This window comes from Streptomyces albospinus, from assembly GCF_014648695.1.
Taxonomy (GTDB): Bacteria; Actinomycetota; Actinomycetes; order Streptomycetales; family Streptomycetaceae; genus Streptomyces; species Streptomyces albospinus.
In genome coordinates this window covers 326,569-347,442 of the sequence record NZ_BMRP01000004.1, presented here as the reverse complement: position 1 = coordinate 347,442, position 20,874 = coordinate 326,569, and the positions used below count along the sequence as shown (strand labels likewise).

The following is a 20,874-nucleotide window of genomic DNA, read 5'->3' as shown; positions in this document are numbered from 1 at the left end:
TGAGTGAGGTAACCCTTACCTTACCCGCGACCGCGCGGGCTGAACAATGCGGCGCAACGCAGTGGGGCGCGGATCACAGGATCCGCGCCCCACTTCCGTACGTCACGCCTTACTGGTCGCGGTACATCTCCGCCACCAGGAACGCCAGGTCCAGCGACTGGCTGCGGTTGAGCCGCGGGTCGCAGGCCGTCTCGTAGCGCTGGTGCAGGTCGTCGACGAAGATCTCGTCGCCGCCGCCCACGCACTCGGTGACGTCGTCACCGGTGAGCTCGACGTGGATGCCGCCCGGGTGCGTGCCGAGGCTCTTGTGGACCTCGAAGAAGCCCTTGACCTCGTCCAGCACATCGTCGAAGCGGCGGGTCTTGTGGCCCGAGGCCGCCTCGAAGGTGTTGCCGTGCATCGGGTCGCAGATCCACACGACCTGCGCACCGGACGCGGTGACCTTCTCCACGAGGTCGGGCAGCTTGTCGCGGATCTTGTCCGCGCCCATCCGCGTGATGAAGGTGAGCCGGCCGGGCTCGCGGTGCGGGTCGAGCCGGTCGATGAGGGTCAGCGCGTCCTGCGGCGTCGTCGTCGGGCCGAGCTTCACGCCGATCGGGTTGCGGATCCGGGACGCGAACTCGATGTGCGCGCCGTCCAGTTGGCGGGTGCGCTCGCCGATCCAGACCATGTGGCCGGAGACGTCGTAGAGGTTGCCGGTCCGCGAGTCGACGCGGGTCAGCGACGACTCGTAGTCCAGGATCAGCGCCTCGTGCGACGAGTAGAACTCGACGGTCCGGAACTCCTCCGGGTCCACCCCGCAGGCGTTCATGAAGTTCATCGCCCGGTCGATCTCGCGGGCCAGCGCCTCGTAGCGCTGTCCGGAGGGCGAGGACTTCACGAAGTCCTGGTTCCAGGCGTGCACCTGGCGCAGGTCGGCGTAGCCGCCGGTGGTGAAGGCCCGGACGAGGTTCAGGGTCGCCGCGGAGGCGTGGTACATCCGCTTGAGCCGCTGCGGGTCCGGGATACGGGCCTCGGAGGTGAACTCGAAGCCGTTGACGGAGTCGCCACGGTAGGTCGGCAGGGTCACGCCGTCGCGGGTCTCGGTCGGCTTGGAGCGCGGCTTGCTGTACTGGCCGGCGATCCGGCCGACCTTGACCACCGGGACGGACCCGGCGTAGGTCAGCACGGCGCCCATCTGGAGGAGCGTCTTGAGCTTGTTGCGGATGTGCTCGGCGGAGACGGCGTCGAATGCCTCCGCGCAGTCGCCGCCCTGGAGGAGGAACGCCTCACCCCGGGCGACCGCTCCCAGGCGCTCGCGCAGCTGGTCGCACTCGCCCGCGAAGACGAGCGGCGGATAGGACTCGAGCTCCGCGATCACATCGCGCAGAGCCTCTTGGTCCGGCCAGTCGGGCTGCTGCGCCGCGGGCAGGTCTCGCCAGGTGTTGCCACCGGCGTGGGTTTCAGCGTTCACGGTCACATCCCCCACATTACGGGGTCACGCAGGGGTGTCCGTCCGGCATCCGGACTGTGAGACACCCGTGTCCGGGAAGTTCGGTAGGGTGCCGGGCATGTGCACGCGACCGGACATGAACAGGAACTGGTGGTGGACCGCTCATCCGGCGGCCCACTGATTCGCGCGCACATCCCACGATTTCGCGAAGGCCGCCCGAGGGGCGGCCTTCGGTGTTCCCACGGCCGTTCCCTCCGCACCGCAAGCACTCCCGGAAGGAACCGCCATGCACCCCGAGCCCCAGATCCGGCCCGATGCCGCCGCGCTGGTCCAGCGGCTGCTCGATCCCGCCTGCCCGCCGTTCGCCCTGCTGCGCCGCCGCGCCCCAGGGCGGGACGGCAGCGTCGTCGAGGTGCTGATCGGCGAGGTGACCGAGGTCGAGCGGCTGGCCGACATCCCGCTGGGCGAGGGGGTGCCGGACGCGCCGGTGACCGACGCACTGGCGCTGGTCCCGTTCCGGCAGATCCGCGAGCGCGGCTTCCGGGCGCACGACGACGGCGCCCCGCTGGCCGTACTGCGCCCCGCCGAGAGCCACGAGCTGCCGCTGGACGAGGTGCTGGCGGCGCTCCCGGCGCATGCCGTACGGGTCGAGGGCGGGGCGTTCGACGTGGCCGACGCGGCGTACGCGGAGATCGTCGAGCGGGTGGTGCGGGACGAGATCGGCACCGGCGAGGGCGCGAACTTCGTCATCCGCCGGACCTTCGAGGGCGAGATCGCGGACTTCTCGGCGGCGGACGCGCTGGCGCTGTTCCGGCGGCTGCTGGCCGGTGAGCGCGGGGCGTACTGGACGTTCGTGGTGCACCGGCCGGGGGTGCGCACACTGGTCGGGGCCAGCCCCGAGGTGCACGTCCGGATGACCGGCTCGACGGTCGTGATGAATCCGATCAGCGGGACCTACCGCTACCCGGCGCAGGGGCCGACTCCGGAGAGCCTGCTGGCGTTCCTCGGCGACCGCAAGGAGGCCGAGGAGCTGTCGATGGTGGTGGACGAGGAACTGAAGATGATGTGCACCGTCGGCGACCGGGGCGGGGTGGTGATCGGGCCCCGGCTCAAGGAGATGGCGCATCTCGCCCACACCGAGTACGAGCTGCGCGGGTGCTCCACCCTGGACGTGCGCGAGGTCCTCAAGGAGACGATGTTCGCGGCGACGGTCACCGGGTCGCCGGTGCAGAACGCCTGCCGGGTCATCGAGCGGTACGAGCCGGTGGGCCCCGACGGGCACGGCCGCGGCTACTACGCGGGCGCGCTGGCGCTCATCGGACGCGCCCCCGGGGACGACGGCACGGGGAGCCGGACGCTGGACTCGCCGATCCTGATCCGTACCGCCGACGTCACGGCGGCCGGCCGGCTGCGGGTGCCGGTCGGCGCCACCCTGGTGCGCGCCTCGGACCCGCACGCGGAGGTCGCCGAGACGCATGCGAAGGCGGCGGGCGTGCTCACCGCGCTGGGGGTGCGGCAGGCGCCGGCGCGCCCGGCGGACGGGGGCCGGCCGCCGCGGCTGGCCGACGACCCGCGGGTCCGGGCCGCGCTGGACGCCCGGCGCGCCGGCCTGGCGCCCTTCTGGCTGCGGATGCAGTCCGCCGTGCCGACCGCCGAGCTGCGCGGCCACGCCCTGGTCGTCGACGCCGAGGACACCTTCACCGCGATGCTGGCGCATCTGCTGCGCACCTCGGGGCTGACGGTGACGGTGCGCCGCTACGACGAGCCGGGGCTGCGCGAGGCCGCCCTCGCCCACCGGGGCCCGGTCGTGCTGGGCCCGGGGCCGGGCGACCCGTCCGACGCCGCCGACCCGAAGATGCGCTTCCTGCGCACGCTGGCCGCCGAGCTGCTCGCCGAACACCGTCAGGGTCTCCTCGGCGTCTGCCTCGGCCATGAACTCATCGCCGCCGAGCTGGGGTTGGAGATCGTCCGCAAGGACGTCCCGTTCCAGGGCGCGCAGGAGCGGATCGACTTCTTCGGGCGGCCGGAGACGGTGGGCTTCTACAACACCTTCACGGCCCGCTGCGACGACCGCACGGCAGCCGAACTCGCCATGCATCGAGTCGAGTTGAGCCGCGACGAGACGACCGGCGAGGTGCACGCGCTGCGCGGTCCGGGGTTCGCCGGGGTGCAGTTCCACCCCGAGTCGGTGCTGACCCTGGACGGCGCCTCGGTCACCGCGCAGCTGCTGGCAGCTGTCCTCGTGTGACCAGCATGTGCTCGCTGGTGCGGCCGGCCAGATGGTCCTCGACGTTGGCCACCGTGGTCGCGATGATCTGGCCGACCGCCTCTTCGGTGAAGTACGCCTGGTGCGAGGTGACCAGCACGTTCGCGAAGGTCATCAGGCGGGCGAGGGTGTCGTCGTTGATGACGTCGAGGGACCGGTCGAAGAAGAAGAGCCCGGCCTCCTCCTCGTAGACGTCGAGGCCGACACCGGTGAGCCGGCCGGCCTTCAGCGTCTCGACCAGGGCCGCGGTGTCGACCAGCCCGCCCCGGCTGGAGTTGATCAGGATCGCGTCGTCCTTCATGGCGGCCAGCGCCGCCGCGTCGACGAGGTGCCGGGTGTCGTCGACCAGCGGCACGTGCAGGGTGATCAGGTCCGCCTCGGCGAACAGCCGCTCCCGGGGGACGTAGCGCATGCCGAGCGCCACGCACTCCGGGTTCTCGGCGAGGTCCCAGCCGAGCAGCTTCATCCCGAAGCCGTGCGCGATCCGGGTGAACGCCTCGCCGATCCTGCCGGTGCCGACCACGCCCGCGGTACGGCCGTGCAGATCGCGCCCCATCAGGCCGTCCAGCCGGAAGTCGAAGTTCCGGGTGCGCTCGGCGGCCCGTACGAGCCGCCGGTTCACGGCCAGCGCCAGCGCCCAGGCGAATTCGGCGACCGCGTACGGCGAATACGAGGAGACCCGGCCGATGGTCAGTCCCAGGTCGGCCGCGGCCTCCAGATCGATGTTGTTGAAGCCCGTGGAGCGCTGGGCGACCATCTTGGTCCCGCCGGCCGCGAGGGTCTGTAGCACCTCGGCGCTCAGATCGGCGTTCACGTTGGTGCTGACGACCTCGTAGCCGTGCGCGATGGGGGCGGTGTCGCGGTTGAGGAAGACGTCCAGGCAGCGGACCTGGTGGTGGCCGTCGAACGCCTCCTCCAGCAGTGGCCGCTCGTCCGCCTGCACGCCGAATGCGACGATCTCCACGTTCCCTCCCGCCGGTGCGTGGTGTTCTGAGGCCGGACCCCGCCGAAGCAATGGGCCGGATATGTCGCGCATGGCGAATATGTCGCGTATGGCGAATATACGGCCCCTCGCCCGACGGTGCCGCCCGGAGGGAGAACGGCCCGGCTCTCAGCCGAAGAACACCCCGACCTCGGCATACAGCGCCGGGTCGACCGTCTTCAGCTTGGCGGTGGCGTCGGAGAGCGGCACCCGGACGATGTCGGTGCCGCGCAGCGCGACCATCTTCCCGTAGTCGGCGTCCCGCACCGCGTCGATGGCGTGCAGCCCGAAGCGGGTGGCCAGCCAGCGGTCGAAGGCGCTCGGGGTGCCGCCGCGCTGGGTGTGCCCGAGGACGGTGGTCCGCGCCTCCTTGCCCGTGCGCGCCTCGATCTCCTTGGCCAGCCACTCCCCCACACCGGACAGCCGGACGTGCCCGAAGGAGTCGGTGCTGCCGTCCTTGAGGACCATCTCGCCGTCCTTCGGCATCGCGCCCTCGGCGACCACCACGATGGGGGCGTAGCTGGCCTTGAAGCGGGAGTCGATCCAGGCGCAGACCTGGCCGACGTCGAAGCGCTGCTCCGGGATGAGGATGACGTTGGCGCCGCCGGCCAGGCCGGAGTGCAGGGCGATCCAGCCGGCGTGCCGGCCCATCACCTCGACGACCAGGACCCGCATATGGGACTCGGCCGTGGTGTGCAGCCGGTCGATGGCCTCGGTGGCGACGCCGACGGCGGTGTCGAAGCCGAAGGTGTAGTCCGTGGCCGAGAGGTCGTTGTCGATGGTCTTGGGCACGCCGACGCAGGGGACGCCGTGCTCCTCGTAGAGCCGGGCGGCGACGCCGAGGGTGTCCTCGCCGCCGATCGTGATCAGCGCCTCGACCTCCTGCTTTGCCAGCGTCTCCTTGATCCGTCGGACACCGTCCTCCTCCTTGAAGGGGTTGGTCCGCGACGAACCGAGGATCGTGCCGCCCCGGGGCAGGATGCCGCGCACCGCCGGGATGCCCAGCGGGAGCGTGTTGCCCTCCAGCGGTCCGCGCCAGCCGTCCCGGAAGCCGACGAAGTCATATCCGTACTCCTGGGTGCCCTTGCGGACGATGCCCCTGATCACTGCGTTCAGACCCGGGCAGTCGCCGCCACCGGTCAGTACTCCGACCCGCATCGCTTCACCTACGTCCCGTCCATGGCCGCGCACGGCCGTCAATGAGCCAACCCTCGTCACGCTAATGGTGAGCTGGGTCACTCCGGGATGGGTGAGTCGCGGATTCCGCCTGATCCCAAGGGAGTCGACGCGAGGCGTTCACCCGTACGAGCGGAAGCGGTCACCATCGGGGAGGGACGGGCGCCCGGGGCGGTCGCCTCACACCCCGTCGAGGCCGCGCTCGATCGCGTACCGCACCAGCTCCACGCGGTTGTGCAACTGGAGCTTGCCCAAGGTGTTCTGGACGTGGTTCTGCACCGTGCGGTGCGAGATCACCAGCCGCTCGGCGATCTGCTTGTACGAGAGGCCCTTGGCGACCAGGCGCAGCACCTCGGTCTCCCGGTCCGTCAGCTGCGGGGCGCCCGGCTCGTCCGCGGTCGCCGGGGCCGGCTCGGTGGCCAGCCGGCGGTACTCGCCGAGCACCAGGCCGGCCAGCCCCGGGGTGAACACCGGGTCGCCGGCGGCCGTGCGCCGCACCGCGTCCAGCAGTTCCTCGGTGCTCGCCGACTTCAGCAGATAGCCGGTCGCGCCGGACTTCACCGCCTCCAGGACATCGGCGTGCTCACCGCTCGCGGAGAGCACCAGCACCCGCAGCGACGGAACCGCGCCGACCAGCTGCTTGCACACCTGGACGCCGGGCAGCCCCGGGAGATTCAGGTCCAGGACCAGCACATCGGGCGCCACCGCCTGGGCGCGGCGCACCGCCTGTAGGCCGTCACCGGCCGTCGCCACCACGTCGCACCCGGCCTCCGCCAGATCCCGGGCGACCGCGTCCCGCCACATCGGGTGGTCGTCGACCACCATGACCCGCAGGGCCGTCTCGTCCGTCACGCTCCTGCCTTCCCCCGTCGTCCTCCCTCGGGCGCCGCGCCCTTGGGAACCTTCAGCTCCACTTCGGTGCCCTGGCCGGGGACCGAGATCCACTCCGCGCTGCCGCCGAGGTCCCGCAGCCGGCCGCGGATCGACAGCGCCGCGCCGAGGCGGCCCTCGCGCTCGGCGTCCGCGAGCCGCCCCTCGGGAATGCCGGGGCCGTCGTCCCGAACCGTCACGATCACCGCGTCCGGTTCGTCCTCCACCAGGATCCACGCGCGGGCGCCGGCCCCCGCGTGCACCCGCACATTGTCCAGTGCGGCACTGACAGCGGCGGCCAGCTCCGCCGCCGCGACGGCCGGCAGCTCGACCGGCGTACCGGGCCCGGAGAGCGTCACCCCGGCACCGGCGTACGGGGCGAGCAGCACCTGGAGGTCGCAGGGGCCGCCGGCGTCGGGCACCGCGGCCGGGGCCTCCCGCCGCGCGCCGGCCGGGTCCGCGACGGTGGCCGCGGACCCGGCCGGCGGGACCGTTCGCTGCGGCGGCACCAGCCCGGTGGAGACCAGGGTGCGCAGCGCCACCTCCTGCTCGCCGGCCATCCGCCCCAGCTCGGCCGCCTCGCCGCCGATCGCGGCACCGCGCCGCTGCACCATGGCCAGTACCTGGAGCACGCTGTCGTGGATGTCGCGGGCCAGCCGCTCCCGCTCCCGGGTGGCGGCGTCGATCTGGAGCGCGTGGGCGAGGGTCCGCTCACTGGCGCGGGCCACCTCGACGACATAGCCGATGGCGACGCTGGCCACCCACACCAGCACCACGTTGTGGACGGTGTCCCGGGCCAGCTCCTCGCGCTCGACGAGGTTGACCACCGCGACGATGGTGGAGGCCACCGCGGCCCACCGCCAGCCGCCCCTGATCGCGAAGCCCAGCACCGCGCCCGCCGTCCAGATGGAGGGCAGCGTCGCCGCGCCGCCCATGATGCGGGCGTGGGTGTCGACCACCGAGGTCAGCAGGATGCCGCCGACCGCGAAGCCGAGATCGGCGACCAGGAAGCGCCGGGTGCAGCGCTCCGGGGAGGTCGTACGGCGCCAGGTCAACGCCGTCCACAGGGTGATCGCACCCATGTAGGCGGCGGCGCCCAGCGGGTGGGCGTACTGGTTGTACGACAGCGCGAACAGGCACAGGGCGTAGCCGAGGGTCAGGATGCGGTAGCCGGTGATCGCCCGCCACAGCGGGAGCTCGACGGACATCCGCAGCACCTTCGGGGGCCTGCCGCCGCCCCTGGCCTCCCGGCCACCTGCCGCCGTACCGGCGCCGTCCACGCCGCCGTCGGCCGTCCGTATGTCGGCATCCGTCATTCCGGCCCCCACCCCTCGCCGGGGGCAGCGCTGCCCCCGGTCCCGGCTTGCCCGTCTGTCCCGTCTGTCCCGTCTATTCGGCGCCGGCCTGTGCGGCCTGCTCCGCCTCGGCCTTCTTCTTCGCCTCCGCGGCCTTGGCCGCCTCGGCGATCTGCCGCTTGGCCGCCGTCGCGTAGATGTCGACGTACTCCTGGCCGGACAGCTTCATGATCTCGTACATCACCTCGTCGGTGACCGAGCGCAGGATGAAGCGGTCGTTCTCCATGCCCTGGTAGCGGCTGAAGTCCAGCGGCTTGCCGATGCGGATGCCCGGCCGGACCATCTTGGGCAGGATCTTCCCGGGAGGCTGCACCTTCTCGGTGTCGATCATCGCCACGGGGATGACCGGCGCCCCGGTGGCCAGCGCCACCCGCGCCAGGCCGCCCGGCTTGCCGCGGTAGAGCCGGCCGTCCGGGGAGCGGGTGCCTTCCGGGTAGATGCCGAAGAGCTCACCGCGCTCCAGCACCTCGATGCCGCTCTTGATCGCCGCCTCGCCCGCGCCGCGGGCGCCCGAGCGGTCGACCGGGAGCTGGCCCACGCCCTTGAAGAACGCGGCCGTCAGCTTGCCCTTGACCCCCGGGGAGGTGAAGTACTCGGCCTTCGCGATGAAGGTGACCTTGCGGTCCAGCACCGCGGGCAGGAAGAAGGAGTCCGAGAAGGACAGGTGGTTGCTCGCGAGGATCGCCGGACCCTCGGCGGGAATGTTCTCGATGCCTTCCACCCAGGGACGGAACGCAAGCCTCAGCGGTCCGCCGATGGAAAACTTCATTGCGCCGTAGATCAACCGACTGCCTCCTGTGTGTGACGCAAAGACCTTAACCCCCTCGTGGCGCGCCGATCGCCGCGACCGGTCCACGAGACGGCATACGGGCCCGCCGGAGGCCGCGCGGGCGTACCGGACGCACCGCTCACCGGTCCCCCGACCTGCCCCTCCGGCGGGCGCAGGCCCTACCCCGCCGCGGTCACTCCGCGTACCCTGAGGTAACCCGCCAGCCCCCCTCATCGATCGGAGTTCCCCGGTGCCGCTCCTTCCCGGAGCCGAGCCGTTCCGCCGTGACGGCGGAGAGGTCGGCGTCCTCGTATGTCACGGCTTCACCGGTTCCCCGCAGTCCGTGCGCCCCTGGGCCGAATACCTCGCCGACCAGGGGCTGAGCGTCACCGTCCCGCTGCTGCCCGGCCACGGCACGCGGTGGCAGGACATGCAGCTCACCACCTGGCAGGACTGGTACGCCGAGGTGGACCGGGAGCTGCGCGCGCTGGCCGAGCGGTGCACCAAGGTCTTCGTCTGCGGCCTCTCCATGGGCGGCGCGCTGGCGCTGCGGCTGGCCGCCAAGCACGGAGACGTCGTCAGCGGGGTGGCGGTGGTCAATCCGGGCAACAAGGTGCACGACGCGGCGGCGCCGCTGCTGCCGGTGCTGCGCCATGTCGTCCGCTCGACCAAGGGGATCGCCAGCGACATCGCCAAGCCCGGCGCCGAGGAGGTCGGCTACGACCGGGTGCCGCTGCACGCCGCGCACTCGCTGCGCCGGTTCTTCCAGCAGGTCGACTCCGAACTCCCGCGCGTCACCCAGCCGTTGCTGGTGATGACCAGCCCGCAGGACCATGTCGTACCGCCCGCCGACTCCGACCGCATCCTGAGCCGGGTGTCCTCCACGGACGTCCGGCACACGCTCCTGGAGCGCAGCTACCACGTCGCCACGCTCGACCACGACGCGGAGCGGATCTTCCGGGACAGCCACGCCTTCATCACCCGGCTCGCCCCGGAGGCGGGGCCGGGTGCGGTCCAGGAGGGGACGGCGGCCAGTGGCGGAGCGTAGCCCCCGCGACCCCCGGGACCCGCTGGACGAAGAGGCCGCCTGGGCCGAGATCGTCGCGGGCTACGGGGAGCAGCCGGAGTTCCCGGATCCGGACGGCCCGCGCGACGCCGGCCGGGCACCGGACGCGGCCGGCCAGGGCACGGACAAGGCCGTCGGCCAGGACCCCGGCAAGGCCGCCGACCGGGAGCCCGACGGCCCGTCCGCCGAAGGCTCGCCCGCGGACGACGCCCCCGGCAGTCCCGGCACCCCGGGCAGCCCCGGTGGCCCTTCCCGGCCCGGCAGCTTCGTGGTCTTCGCACCCGGCGTGGGACCGCGCGACTGGTCCGCCGCCGAACCGTCCGACGACGACTTCGACGCGACCGACGAGGGCCACTTCACCCCGCCCGAGCCGCCCCCGCTGCCGAGCCCCGACGTCACCACCAAGTTCGCCTGGATCGCGGTCCTCGGCGGCCCGCTCCTGCTGGTCGTCATGATGCTCCTCCAGCAGCCGGTGACGTGGTGGATCACCGTCCTCGGCATCGGCGGCTTCCTGGGCGGCTTCGCCACGCTCGTCGCCCGCATGAAGAACGACCGCGAGGACGACGACGACCTGCCGGGCGGCGGGGCGGTGGTCTGAACCGCCCCCGGATTCCGGCCCGTCCGGCGGCCGTTGCGCCCCGTCCGGCTGGTGGGGACCCGCGTCCGGCGGCCGGGTGCGGCTAGCCGGCGGCGGGCACCCGCACGGCCGCCAGGACCGGCAGATGGTCCGAGGCGCGGACGAGGTCGGCCTCGTGCACCCCGCGCAGCCCCCGCGGCACCCCGCACCCGAGGATCTGCACCCCGTCCGTGGCGAACACCGCGTCGATCCGCTGCCGCGGCTCACGGGGTGTGGAGGTGAACTCGCCGCCCCACGGCTCGGCGGCCCAGCCGTCCCGCAGCGCCCCCGCCACCCGGCGGAAACTCCGGCCGTCCGGACGGTCGTTGAGGTCGCCCCCGGCCACCGCGTACGGCACGTCCAGCGCGGCCAGCCGGTCCAGCAGCAGCCCGGCCTGGCCGTAGCGCTCACGGGCGTCGAGGCTGAGGTGGCAGCTGAGGACGCCGAGCCGGGCGCGGCCGAAGCGGAGCACGGCGGTGGCGAAGCCGCGCTGGTGCAGTCCCGGGGTGCGGGGCAGCAGGACGTCCTCGGTGCGCTCCACTTGGGCGCGGAGCGCGGCGAGGATCATCGGGCCCGCGGTCGTCGCGCCGCCGGTGACGTACACCAGGCCGCTCGCGTGGGCCAGCCGCTCGGCGGCCTTGCGCCAGCGGAAGAAGCGCGGGGCCTCCTGGACGAGGACGAGATCGGGGGCGCAGGCCCGGATGACCCGGGCCAGCGCCGCCCGATCGTCACGCAGGGAGCGGATGTTGTAGCTGAGCACCCTGACGACCGCGGAGCCGTCCTCCTCGGTGCCGGACTCCGGAAGTCCCGTGCCGGGCCCGGGAAGTGAGCCGCCGGCGCCGGGAAGTCCGGTACCGGCCGCCGGGCGTCCGGAGCGCTCGGCCGCCATCCGTGTCAGCCCTGGCGCGCCAGGTCGGCCGCGCCGACCAGTCCGGCCTTGCCGCCGAGCTGCGCGGCGAGCACCTGGGCGTGGGGCCGGTACTGGTTGCCGACCAGCCAGCGGCGGAAGGACTTGCGGATCGGGTCCAGGACCAGCTCGCCCTCGTCCGAGACGCCGCCGCCGACGATGAAGGCGGACGGGTCGAACAGCGACGCCAGGTCGGCCAGGCCGGCGCCGGCCCAACGTGCCAGTTCGCGGAACGAGTCGATGGCGACCGGGTCGCCCTGGCGGGCGGCCTGGCTGATGTGCCGGCCCTCGATGCCCTCGGGGGTGCCGTCGCCCAGCGAGAGCAGGACGGTGGCGTTCTCCGGGGTGGCGAAGGCGCGCTGCCGGGCGTACCGCAGCAGGGCGCGGCCGGAGGCGTACTGCTCCCAGCAGCCCTGGCTGCCGCAGCCGCAGAGCAGGCCGTCGGGGACGACCCGGATGTGGCCGAACTCGGCGGCGACGCCGAACCGGCCGCGGCGGAGCTTGTTGCCGATGATGATGCCGCCACCCAGGCCGGTGCCGAGCGTGATGCAGATGACGTCGCTGTGGCCCTGGCCGGCGCCGAACCTGTACTCACCCCAGGCCGCGGCGTTGGCGTCGTTCTCGACGACGACGGGGAGGCCGACGCGCTGCTCGACCTTGTCCTTGAGCGGTTCGTGGCGCCAGTCGATGTTCGGCGCGAACAGGACCGTGGCGCGCTTCTCGTCGACATAGCCGGCGGCGCCGATGCCGACGGCCTCGACATGATGATCGGCTCCGACCGTGCGGACGGCGTCCGCGATGGCCTCGGTCAGCTCGTCGGTGGCTTGCGGGGTCGGTACCTTGCACGTCTCAAGGATCGAACCCTCTTCGTCGACCACGCCGGCCGCGATCTTCGTGCCGCCGATGTCGACGCCGATGGTGAGTCCCATGTGTCCCTCAGTTTTTCGCTCGAACCCCGCCGGGACCAACCGTACCGGAGGTGGGGGTCCCTCCCCGGTCCTTACGACCTTGGGGGAGTCAGTCGAGATCGATCCGCTCCGTGCCCGCCGGACCGTCGTCGCGCGGATCGCCGTCCCGTCCGGCGGCCGGGCCGTCGGGCCGATCGCCGGTGTCCGTCCCGCGGGTCCAGCGGCGCTCGCTGCTCTCCACGACCGAGCGGTAGGCGGCGAGCAGCTCGGAGCCGGCCGCCGCGAGGTGGTCGAAGACATCGGGGTTGCGCTCGATGACCGGCTCCACGGCGGCCCTGGCCTGCCGGAACAGCTGGTTGACGGCGCTCTGCGCGGCCATCCCGCCGAGCGCGCCGGGCAGCTGGATCCCGGCGAGCTTGTCGGTCACCGCCTCCGCGAGCTTGCGCAGTTCCTCGGCGGCGCTCCCCGGCGGGGGGCCGTAGGTGTCCCGGCGGCGGGCCTGCTCCGATGCGAGGTCCTCGGCGCAGGCCGTCGACCAGGCGTCGGCGTCGGGCTCGGCCCTGCGGTCGGCGGGGCGCTCGGTGGCATCACTCATGACGAACTCCGTGGACTCCTGCGGCGGGGCGGTGCTGCGACGCGGTACGGCCTGACGGTGCCGCAGGCACTGCGGGACGGGCTGTGCACGGCGGGTACACCTCCGACGGTACCCGAAGGGAGGCGGGCGGTTCAGTCGCTTGTGCCGCTCCGCGGCCACAGGTCCGGATCCGGGGTGAAGCGGATCTCCAGGACGCCGTCGCGCAGTCCGGCGCCGGAGACGGTGCAACGGCGCAGGGCGGAGGGGAGCGTGCGGATCCGCCGGAAGCGACCGACGCTGACCACGATCTCGTCGCCGCGGCGCACCAGGCCGAGGCCCTCCCGCCGGGCGCCGGGCAGCGGCACCCGCCAGACCAGGATGCCGTCGGCGGCCAGCCGGTCCTCGACGGTCCAGGGGTCGGGGTGGTCGGCGGGGAGGTCGGCCGTGGCCGGCCCGTCGAGCAGCTCGCCGAGTTCGTCGATGCCCTGGGGGTCGCGGCCCAGGTGCCGCACCTCGCGCACGGGGACGTCGGGGAACTCGTCGCGCAGCGCCTTGAGGGCGCTCTGCTGGCTGCCGGAGAGCCCGGCGAGGAAGGGGTCCGCGGAGCCGGTGGGCAGCAGCCGGTTGACCAGGACGCCGTCGGTGCGGCGGCCGTGCAGCGCGAGTCCGGCGCGCAGCGTGCGCAGCGTGGCGGCGGCGACCGGGCCGGCCTCGGTGACCAGGCGTACGGAGGTGCCGGGGGCGTCCACCACCCGCTGGACGGCGGCGAGTTCGCGCTCCCAGCGCTCGGCGGCCTCGTACAGCTTCTGGGCCGGCATGGGGACGCCGGCGAGCTGGGCGAGCACCGGGCGCAGCGCGCGGGCCGCCTGGCGCTCGGGCGGCAGCAGGCGGCGGAGGTAGCGGCGGACCTGGGCGGGCAGGGCGAGCAGCCGGATCGTTTCAGCGGCCGGCGGCGCGTCGACGACCAGCAGCTCCCAGTCGCCCGAGGCGTGCGCGGTGCGCAGCGCGTGCAGCAGCGCGAAGGCTTCGGAGCCCGGGAGTTCGGTGAGTTCGTCCTCGTCGAGGGGGGCCGCGCCGAGCAGGTCGAGGGCCGCGCCGGCGCGCTCCTGGAAGGAGAGGAACTCCTGGCGGAAGCGGTCGGCGGGGTCGATCCGGCGGGCGTGCAGGCCGGGGGCGGCGGCTATCGGGGCGGGTGCGTCGACGCCGGGGCGGGCGCCCAGCACCGCCTCCGGGGCGCTGCTCTGGGTGGTGAGCAGCAGGGTCCGCGCGCCCTGCCGGGCACCGGCCAAGGCGGTCGCGGCGGCGAGCGTGGTGCGGCCCGCGCCGCCGGGGCCGGTGACGAGGACGGTCCGCACGCTCAGTGCTTCTCGGCCTCGTCGGCGGATGCCTCGGGGGCCGCGGGGCCGCTCTCGACGCGCTTCTTCAGCCCGGCCAGCGCCCGGTCGATGATGACCTTCTCGGCCTTGCGCTTGATCATCCCGAGCATCGGGATCTTGACGTCGACGGTGAGCTGGTAGGTGACCTCGGTGCGGGTGCCGCCCTCCAGTCCGGCGAGGCGGTACGAGCCGTCGAGGACGCGCAGCATCTGCGACTTGACCAGCGACCAGCTGACCTCGTTCTCACCGGTCCAGGTGTAGGCGAGGGTGTGGTCGTCCTTGATGGCGCCGGCGTCCAGCACCAGGCGCACCTTCTCCGCGCGGCCCCGGTCGTCCGTGGCGAGCACCTCCGCCTCCTTGACCTCTCCGGTCCACTCCGGATAGCGGTCAAAGTCGGCGATCACTCCCATCACCTCGGCCGGTGCCGCCTCGATCGTGATGTTCGAGCTGGTGTGTTCGGCCATCGCCGTGACTCCTCCATGCCGATTCATGCCGGTCCCCGGACCGCTGAAACACGGTGTCTCTGCTGCTGAAGGCTACCGCGCGGCGGAACCCGCACCGACACCAGCGGGCCCGGAACGACGGGCCGGACAGCCGCCGGCACCGGGCTCACCACTCCAGGACATAGGGCGTCCCGGTCGCATTGAAGTGCCCGACATTGACGCATTCCGTACTGCCGATCCGGGCCCTGCGGGCGAGCGGCTGGTGGACGTGCCCGAACAGGGAGTAGCGCGGCCTGGTGGTGCGGATCGCGTGCAGCAGGGCCGCGCTGCCGCGCTCGAAGCGGCGGGCGACGGTGTCGTAGCAGAGCTCGGGGACGTCCGGCGGGATGTGGGTGCACAGCACGTCCACCTCGCCGAGCGCCTCGACCTTGGCGGCGTACTCCTCGTCGCCGATCTCGTACGGCGTCTTCATCGGCGTGGCCAGGCCGCCGCCGACGAAGCCGAAGACCCGGCCGCCGATCTCCACCCGCTGGCCGTCCAGGACGGTGGTACCGGGCCCGGCGTATTCCGGCCACAGGCGCGGCATGTCGACATTGCCGTAGGTGGCGTACGTGGGGGTGGGGAACGCGGCGAAGAGGTCGGCGTACTGCCGGCGGACCGCGCTCTCGATGACCGCCTCGCGGCTCGCGCCCGACCGGTCCAGCTCACCCCACAGCCGGCGCCCCAGCTCACGGGCCTCGTCGAAGCGGCGGGCGGTGCGGAGTTCGACCAGGGCGTCGGCGTTGGCGACCCCGAAGAGGTCGGGGAAGATGCCGCGCGAGTGGTCGGCGTAATCAAGGAAGAGGACCAGGTCACCGAGGCACACCAGGGCGTCGGCACCGTCCCCCGCCGCGGCGAGGTCCCGGCTGTTGCCATGGACGTCACTGACCACATGCACGCGCATGGCGTCACCCTAGATCCCTCCGCGCGGCGGCGGGAGGCCGGTCCGGTGCCCGCGGTTACTTTCGGGTCACCATTGGCCTGGTTTAGTCTGCACGGTGCAGTCTTATGACCTGTCCCCAGCATGTGACGCATCGAACATCTGGCCGTAACCCCCTATCCCAAAAGCAATACCGGTGGGTAACGTCCGGGCAGTCCAATCCCCCCGCATGATCATGGACCGCAAGCCGGTGCGCACACAGCGTCGTGGCGCCGGCGCTTTCGAGGAGCAGCAGTCTTGCGCGAGTTCAGCCTTCCGGCCCTGTACGAGGTCCCCGCGGACGGCAATCTGACGGATCTTATCCGTAGAAATGCCGCGCAGCACCCGGATGTTGCGGTTCTGGGACGGAAGGTGAACGGGTCGTGGCAGGACGTCACCGCCGCCACCTTCCTCGCCGAGGTCCGCGCCGCCGCCAAGGGCCTGATGGCCGCCGGCATCCAGCCCGGCGACCGGGTCGGCCTGATGTCGCGCACCCGCTACGAGTGGACGCTGCTGGACTTCGCCATCTGGAGCGCCGGCGCCATCACCGTCCCCGTATACGAGACCAGTTCCGCCGAGCAGATCCAGTGGATCCTCGGCGACTCCGGCGCGGTGGCCTGCCTGGTGGAGACGCCCGGCCACGAGGCCACCGTCGAGTCGGTCCGCGACCGGCTGCCCGACCTGGCGAACATCTGGCAGATCGAGCGGGACGCCATCGCCCGCCTCCGGGCCGCCGGCGACGACATCTCCGATGCCGAGGTCGACGCCCGCAGCGCGCTGGCCGACGCGGACTCGCCCGCCACGATCGTCTACACCTCCGGCACCACCGGCCGGCCCAAGGGCTGCGTGCTCAGCCACCGCAGCTTCTTCGCGGAGTGCGGCAACATCGTCGAGCGGCTGCGCCCGCTCTTCCGCACCGGCGACTCCTCGGTCCTGCTCTTCCTCCCCATCGCGCACGTCTTCGGCCGGCTGGTCCAGGTCGCCTCGGTCATGGCGCCCATCAAGCTGGGCCACGCGCCGGACATCAAGAACCTCACCGACGACCTCGCCTCCTTCCGGCCGACGATGATCCTGGGCGTCCCCCGGGTCTTCGAGAAGGTCTACAACTCGGCGCGCGCCAAGGCCCAGGCCGAAGGCAAGGGCAAGATCTTCGACAAGGCGGCGGAGACCGCGATCGCCTACAGCCGCGCGCTGGACACCCCCGCCGGGCCGTCCTTCGGGCTGAAGTTCACGTACAAGGTCTTCGACCGGCTGGTCTACGGCAAGCTGCGGGCCGTCCTCGGCGGCCGGGCCGCCCACGCCATCTCCGGCGGCGCCCCGCTCGGCGAGCGGCTGGGCCACTTCTACCGCGGCATCGGCTTCACCGTCCTGGAGGGCTACGGCCTCACGGAGTCCTGTGCGGCCACCGCCTTCAACCCCTGGGACCGGCAGAAGATCGGCACGGTCGGCCAGCCGCTGCCCGGCTCCGTCGTCCGGATCGCCGACGACGGCGAGGTGCTGCTGCACGGCGAGCACCTCTTCTCCGAGTACTGGAACAACCCGACGGCCACCCAGGAGGCGCTGTCCGACGGCTGGTTCCACACCGGCGACATCGGCACCCTCGACGAGGACGGCTATCTCGCCATCACCGGCCGCAAGAAGGAAATACTGGTCACCGCGGGCGGCAAGAACGTCGCCCCCGCCGTCATCGAGGACCGCATCCGCGCCCACGCCCTGATCGCGGAGTGCATGGTCGTCGGCGACGGCCGCCCCTTCATCGGCGCCCTGGTCACCCTCGACGAGGAGTTCCTGCCCCGCTGGGCCGAGGAGCACGGCCACCCGGCCGACGTGAAGCCCGCCGACATCGCCGACGACCCCGACCTCCTGGCCGCCGTCCAGCGCGCGGTCGACGACGGCAACGCGGCGGTCTCCAAGGCCGAGTCGGTGCGCAAGTTCCGTATCCTGCCGGCCCAGTTCACCGAGGAGTCGGGCCATGTCACCCCGTCGCTGAAGCTGAAGCGGAACGTGGTGGCCAAGGACTTCGCCGAGGAGATCGAGGCGATCTACCGGGGGTAGGGCCTGTCCCCCGCGCGGGGTTCGCCGAGTGCTCGGCACCGCTCGTCATCCGCCGTCGTGGCTGCTCGCCGCGGCGGCGGATTCCTGTGTGCGCCCCGGTGGTGCGGTATCCGCCGCACCCCGCAGGGGGACGACGGGCCCTAGAGCAGTTCCTTCAGCCGCTCCGCCAGCAGGTCCCAGCGCCACTTCTCCTCCACCCAGGCACGGCCCCGCTCGCCCATGGTGCGGCGCAGGGCCGGGTCCTTGAGGAGCGTGACCAGGCGTTCGGCGGCGGTGGCCGGGGAGCCGCCGGGGACCACCCAGCCGGTCTCGCCGTCCAGGACCGCGTCGGGGGCGCCGCCCGAGTCGCCCGCGACGACCGGCAGACCGGTGGCGGACGCCTCCAGGTAGACGATGCCCAGCCCCTCCACGTCGAGCCCGCCGCGGCGGGTGCGGCAGGGCATCGCGAAGACGTCGCCCGCGCCGTAGTGGGCCGGCAGCTCCTCCCAGGGGACCGCGCCGGTGAAGCGGACCGCGTCGGCGACGCCCTTCTCCAGTGCCAGGGCGTGCAGGTGCTCCTCGTACGGGCCGCCGCCCACGATCAGCAGCACCGCGTCCGGCACCTCCGCGACGATCGCCGGCATCGCCTCGATGAGGGTGTCCTGGCCCTTGCGCGGGACGAGCCGGGAGACGCAGACCACGACCGGGCGGCCGGCGAGGCCGAGGCGGGCGCGCACCGCGTGGCCGCCCGAACCGGGGTGGAAGGTCTTCTCGTCGACGCCGGGCGGGAGTTGGACCATCCGGGCGGCGGCTTCCGGGGTGAGCGCGGCGGCGATCCGCGAGCGGGTGTACTCGCCGAGGTAGGTGAGGGTGTCGGTGCCCTCGCCGATCCGGCGCAGCAGCTGCCGGGCGGCGGGCAGCTGCGCCCAGCCCGCCTCGTGGCCGTGGGTGGTCGCCACGATGCGGCGGGCGCCGGCCGCGCGCAGCGCCGGTGCCATCAGCCCCAGCGGCGCGGCGGCCCCGAACCACACCGAGGAGCAGCCGTGTTCGCGCAGCAGGGACACCGCCCGCCGGGTCACCCGGGGCGTGGGCAGCAGCATCGTCGTACGGTCCCGCACCACGGGGAACGGCTGCTCCGCGTCGAAGGCGGCGGTGGCCGCGCGGCCCTCCTCGCTCCGCTTCCAGGTCGAGGCGTAGACCACGACCTGCGAGGGGTCCAGCCGCAGCGCCATGCTGTGCAGGAATGCCTGGATGCCGCCGGGCCGCGGCGGGAAGTCGTTGGTGACGATCAGGGTCTTGTGCACGGTGGTCTCTCGGCGGACGGGGTCGGTGGGCAGCGCCGGCGGGCGGTCCGGATCCCGGCGGTACGGGCGGTTGGGCCCGACAGTACCGGGTAGGCGGCCCGCCGCGGGCGCGCGCCCCGGCCCGCCCGGCTGTACCGCTCCCGCCACGCCCACCCGGGGGTCCGCGATCGCGTGACCGGCCACCGGCGTCATCATGATCATGCAGGCAGGGCGGCCGACGACCGACGGGGAGAGCATGAGCAGCACCGGCAGCAGGGCATGCGCGGCGGGGCTCCCGGTGGCGGCCTGGGCCGCGACCCGGGCACTGTTACTGCTGTGCGTGCTGGGGGTGCTGGTGCTGCCCGGCCCGGACGTCACCACCGATGTCTCGACGATCTACCAGGGCTGGTCCGAGGTCCTGAAGACCGGCAGCTTCCCCCTCGACGACGTGACCTGGCAGTACCCGCCGGCCGCCGCGCTGCCGGTCCTCGCCCCCGGCCTGCTGCCGTTCCTCCCCTACGCCACCGCGTTCGCCGTGCTGGTCCTGGCCGCCGACGCGGCGGTGCTGGCGCTTCTGCTGCGCGCCGGGCGCCGGGCCGGGCACCGCACCGCCGGCGCCTGGGTGTGGATCATCGGCGTCGCGCTGCTCGGCCCGACCGCGTACGCCCGGTACGACCTGATGGTGACCGCGGTGGCCGTCGCCGCACTGTGCGCGGCGGTCCGGCGGCCCCGGGTGGCGGGCGCCCTGATCGCCTTCGGCGCGCTGCTGAAGGTCTGGCCGGCGCTGCTGCTGGCCGGGGCGCCGCTGCGCGGGCGCCGGGCGCGCGCCCTGTGGGGCCACGCGGCGGGCTGGGCCGCCGGGCTGACGCTGTGCGCCGTGGCGCTGGCGCCGGGCGCGCTGGCGTTCGTCACCTTCCAGCGCGACCGGGGTACGGAGATCGAGTCGCTGGGCGCGCTGGTCTTCCACATCGCCCGGCACTTCGGCTGGAGCGGCGACGTACTGCTCAACTACGGCTCGGTGGAATTCCTCGGCCCCGGCGTCCCGTTGGTCAGCACCCTGGCGCTGGCGCTGACCGGCGCCGCCCTGGCCTGGCTGGTGCTGTGGCGGCTGCGCGCCCGGGAGCTGACCGCCGCGGTGCTCCCCGACGCCGCGTTCACCGCCGCCCTCCTGTTCACCACCACCAGCAGGGTGATCAGCCCGCAGTACCTGCTGTGGCTGGTCGGGCTGGCCGCGGTGTGCCGGACCGTACGGGGCAGCCGGCAGGGGTGGCCGGCGGCCCTCGTCCTGCTGGCGACCGGCGTCACCCTGCTGGAATTTCCGATCTGCTTCTCGGACGTGGTGGGGAGCACCACCCAGGGCATCACCCTGCTGCTGCTCCGCAACGGCCTGCTGGTGGCCGCGTCGCTGAGCGCCTGCCGCCGTCTGTGGGCCGCCACCCGGGGTGGCCCGGACACCGCGGCGCGGGCCGGGGTACCGGGCGCCCGCCCCGCGGTCACCCCAGCTGGCGCTGCACATACACGCGCCACATCGCGGTGAACTCGGCCAGTCCGACGCCGAGTTGGTCCCGCAGCGCGCGGTCCACCGCCGCGGTGCGGGCGGACTGCCGGCTGCCGCCGCCCACCGCGGGCGCCGCGGACGCCGCCGGGGCGGTGGTGGGGCCGGACGTCTTCGCCTCCATCGGCGCCTTCGCGGTCCCCGCCGCCGTACGGATCCCGCGGCGCCCGGTGTCCCGGTAGAAGGCGATCAGCCGGGCCTCGCCCCACTTCTCGGCGATCATCCGGCAGGCCAGCCAGCCGCCCTCGTACGCCGTGGCCAGCCGCTCCGCGCCCGCCCGGAAGCCGAAGTCGCCGTCGGTCGG

The 20,874-nt window shown here is 73.2% G+C and carries 19 protein-coding genes and 1 pseudogene; 6 read left to right on the top strand and 14 right to left on the bottom strand.

Going from position 1 to position 20,874, the window contains the following annotated elements:
- Window positions 1–109: 109 nt before the first annotated feature.
- Window positions 110–1,459 carry a class II 3-deoxy-7-phosphoheptulonate synthase gene (locus IEZ17_RS08985; RefSeq protein ID WP_189298225.1) on the bottom strand — a complete coding sequence of 450 codons (1,350 nt, stop codon included), beginning with the start codon at window positions 1,457–1,459 and terminating at the stop codon, window positions 110–112.
- Between the two features lie 91 nt (window positions 1,460–1,550).
- Between IEZ17_RS08985 and IEZ17_RS44400 the strand changes: the two genes are divergently transcribed.
- Both IEZ17_RS44400 and IEZ17_RS08975 read left to right on the top strand, forming a co-directional pair.
- Complete coding sequence (locus tag IEZ17_RS44400; protein WP_373299770.1) at window positions 1,551–1,613, top strand: trp operon leader peptide; 63 nt, start codon at window positions 1,551–1,553, stop codon at window positions 1,611–1,613.
- A 105-nt stretch (window positions 1,614–1,718) separates the two neighbouring features.
- Window positions 1,719–3,680: an anthranilate synthase family protein gene (locus IEZ17_RS08975; RefSeq protein ID WP_189298220.1), complete on the top strand. Its 1,962-nt coding sequence runs from the start codon at window positions 1,719–1,721 to the stop codon at window positions 3,678–3,680.
- Here the strand turns inward: IEZ17_RS08975 and IEZ17_RS08970 are convergent.
- The 5 genes from IEZ17_RS08970 to IEZ17_RS08950 all read right to left on the bottom strand — a co-directional run bounded on the left by IEZ17_RS08970 (window position 3,646) and on the right by IEZ17_RS08950 (window position 8,850).
- Window positions 3,646–4,662 (bottom strand): 2-hydroxyacid dehydrogenase, encoded by a 1,017-nt coding sequence (locus IEZ17_RS08970; protein ID WP_189298218.1) that lies wholly within the window; start codon window positions 4,660–4,662, stop codon window positions 3,646–3,648. The two genes, IEZ17_RS08975 and IEZ17_RS08970, sit on opposite strands and share 35 nt — an antisense overlap.
- A 147-nt stretch (window positions 4,663–4,809) precedes the next feature.
- Window positions 4,810–5,838, bottom strand: coding sequence for a 6-phosphofructokinase (locus tag IEZ17_RS08965; protein WP_189298217.1), 1,029 nt, complete (start codon window positions 5,836–5,838; stop codon window positions 4,810–4,812).
- A 198-nt stretch (window positions 5,839–6,036) separates the two neighbouring features.
- Window positions 6,037–6,681 (bottom strand): response regulator, encoded by a 645-nt coding sequence (locus tag IEZ17_RS08960; RefSeq protein ID WP_229852094.1) that lies wholly within the window; start codon window positions 6,679–6,681, stop codon window positions 6,037–6,039.
- Window positions 6,682–6,704: 23 nt separating this feature from the next.
- Window positions 6,705–8,042: a MacS family sensor histidine kinase gene (gene macS, locus IEZ17_RS08955; protein WP_373299760.1), complete on the bottom strand. Its 1,338-nt coding sequence runs from the start codon at window positions 8,040–8,042 to the stop codon at window positions 6,705–6,707.
- 73 nt (window positions 8,043–8,115) lie between these two features.
- Entirely contained in the window at window positions 8,116–8,850 is a 735-nt protein-coding gene (locus tag IEZ17_RS08950) for a lysophospholipid acyltransferase family protein (protein ID WP_189298215.1), read from the bottom strand.
- Window positions 8,851–9,100: 250 nt separating this feature from the next.
- Between IEZ17_RS08950 and IEZ17_RS08945 the strand changes: the two genes are divergently transcribed.
- Both IEZ17_RS08945 and IEZ17_RS08940 read left to right on the top strand, forming a co-directional pair.
- On the top strand, window positions 9,101–9,898 hold the full coding sequence (locus IEZ17_RS08945; RefSeq protein ID WP_189298214.1) for an alpha/beta hydrolase: 798 nt from the start codon (window positions 9,101–9,103) through the stop codon (window positions 9,896–9,898).
- The gene (locus tag IEZ17_RS08940) at window positions 9,885–10,514 is read left to right on the top strand and encodes a hypothetical protein (RefSeq protein WP_189298213.1); all 630 of its coding nucleotides are present in this window, start codon (window positions 9,885–9,887) and stop codon (window positions 10,512–10,514) included. Before IEZ17_RS08945 ends, IEZ17_RS08940 begins: the two co-directional genes overlap by 14 nt.
- Window positions 10,515–10,596: 82 nt before the next feature.
- Here the strand turns inward: IEZ17_RS08940 and IEZ17_RS08935 are convergent, their stop codons facing one another.
- From IEZ17_RS08935 to IEZ17_RS08910, 6 genes are all read right to left on the bottom strand, one after another.
- A complete protein-coding gene (locus IEZ17_RS08935) occupies window positions 10,597–11,421 on the bottom strand; it encodes an endonuclease/exonuclease/phosphatase family protein (RefSeq protein WP_189298212.1) in 825 nt (274 codons plus the stop codon).
- Window positions 11,422–11,426: 5 nt separating this feature from the next.
- Window positions 11,427–12,368 carry an ROK family glucokinase gene (locus IEZ17_RS08930; protein WP_189298210.1) on the bottom strand — a complete coding sequence of 314 codons (942 nt, stop codon included), beginning with the start codon at window positions 12,366–12,368 and terminating at the stop codon, window positions 11,427–11,429.
- Between the two features lie 88 nt (window positions 12,369–12,456).
- Window positions 12,457–12,942, bottom strand: a complete 486-nt coding sequence (locus tag IEZ17_RS08925; protein ID WP_189298208.1) for a DUF5304 domain-containing protein — start codon at window positions 12,940–12,942, stop codon at window positions 12,457–12,459.
- Between the two features lie 131 nt (window positions 12,943–13,073).
- Window positions 13,074–14,276 carry an ArsA family ATPase gene (locus IEZ17_RS08920; RefSeq protein WP_189298206.1) on the bottom strand — a complete coding sequence of 401 codons (1,203 nt, stop codon included), beginning with the start codon at window positions 14,274–14,276 and terminating at the stop codon, window positions 13,074–13,076.
- Between the two features lie 2 nt (window positions 14,277–14,278).
- A complete protein-coding gene (locus IEZ17_RS08915) occupies window positions 14,279–14,761 on the bottom strand; it encodes an SRPBCC family protein (RefSeq protein WP_189298204.1) in 483 nt (160 codons plus the stop codon).
- Window positions 14,762–14,906: 145 nt separating this feature from the next.
- Window positions 14,907–15,683: a metallophosphoesterase family protein gene (locus IEZ17_RS08910; RefSeq protein ID WP_189298202.1), complete on the bottom strand. Its 777-nt coding sequence runs from the start codon at window positions 15,681–15,683 to the stop codon at window positions 14,907–14,909.
- 273 nt (window positions 15,684–15,956) lie between these two features.
- Here IEZ17_RS08910 and IEZ17_RS08905 point away from each other — a divergent pair, with 273 nt between their 5' ends.
- Entirely contained in the window at window positions 15,957–17,753 is a 1,797-nt protein-coding gene (locus IEZ17_RS08905) for an AMP-dependent synthetase/ligase (protein WP_189298200.1), read from the top strand.
- Window positions 17,754–17,893: 140 nt separating this feature from the next.
- On the opposite strand, the gene IEZ17_RS08900 is transcribed toward IEZ17_RS08905, so the two are convergent.
- Complete coding sequence (locus IEZ17_RS08900) at window positions 17,894–19,036, bottom strand: glycosyltransferase family 4 protein (protein WP_189298394.1); 1,143 nt, start codon at window positions 19,034–19,036, stop codon at window positions 17,894–17,896.
- Between the two features lie 235 nt (window positions 19,037–19,271).
- Here IEZ17_RS08900 and IEZ17_RS08895 point away from each other — a divergent pair, with 235 nt between their 5' ends.
- A complete protein-coding gene (locus IEZ17_RS08895; protein WP_189298198.1) occupies window positions 19,272–20,552 on the top strand; it encodes a glycosyltransferase family 87 protein in 1,281 nt (426 codons plus the stop codon).
- Here IEZ17_RS08895 and IEZ17_RS42160 read toward each other — a convergent pair.
- A pseudogene (locus IEZ17_RS42160) lies at window positions 20,509–20,874 on the bottom strand (hypothetical protein); the annotation flags it as partial. The gene IEZ17_RS08895 and the pseudogene IEZ17_RS42160 sit on opposite strands and share 44 nt — an antisense overlap.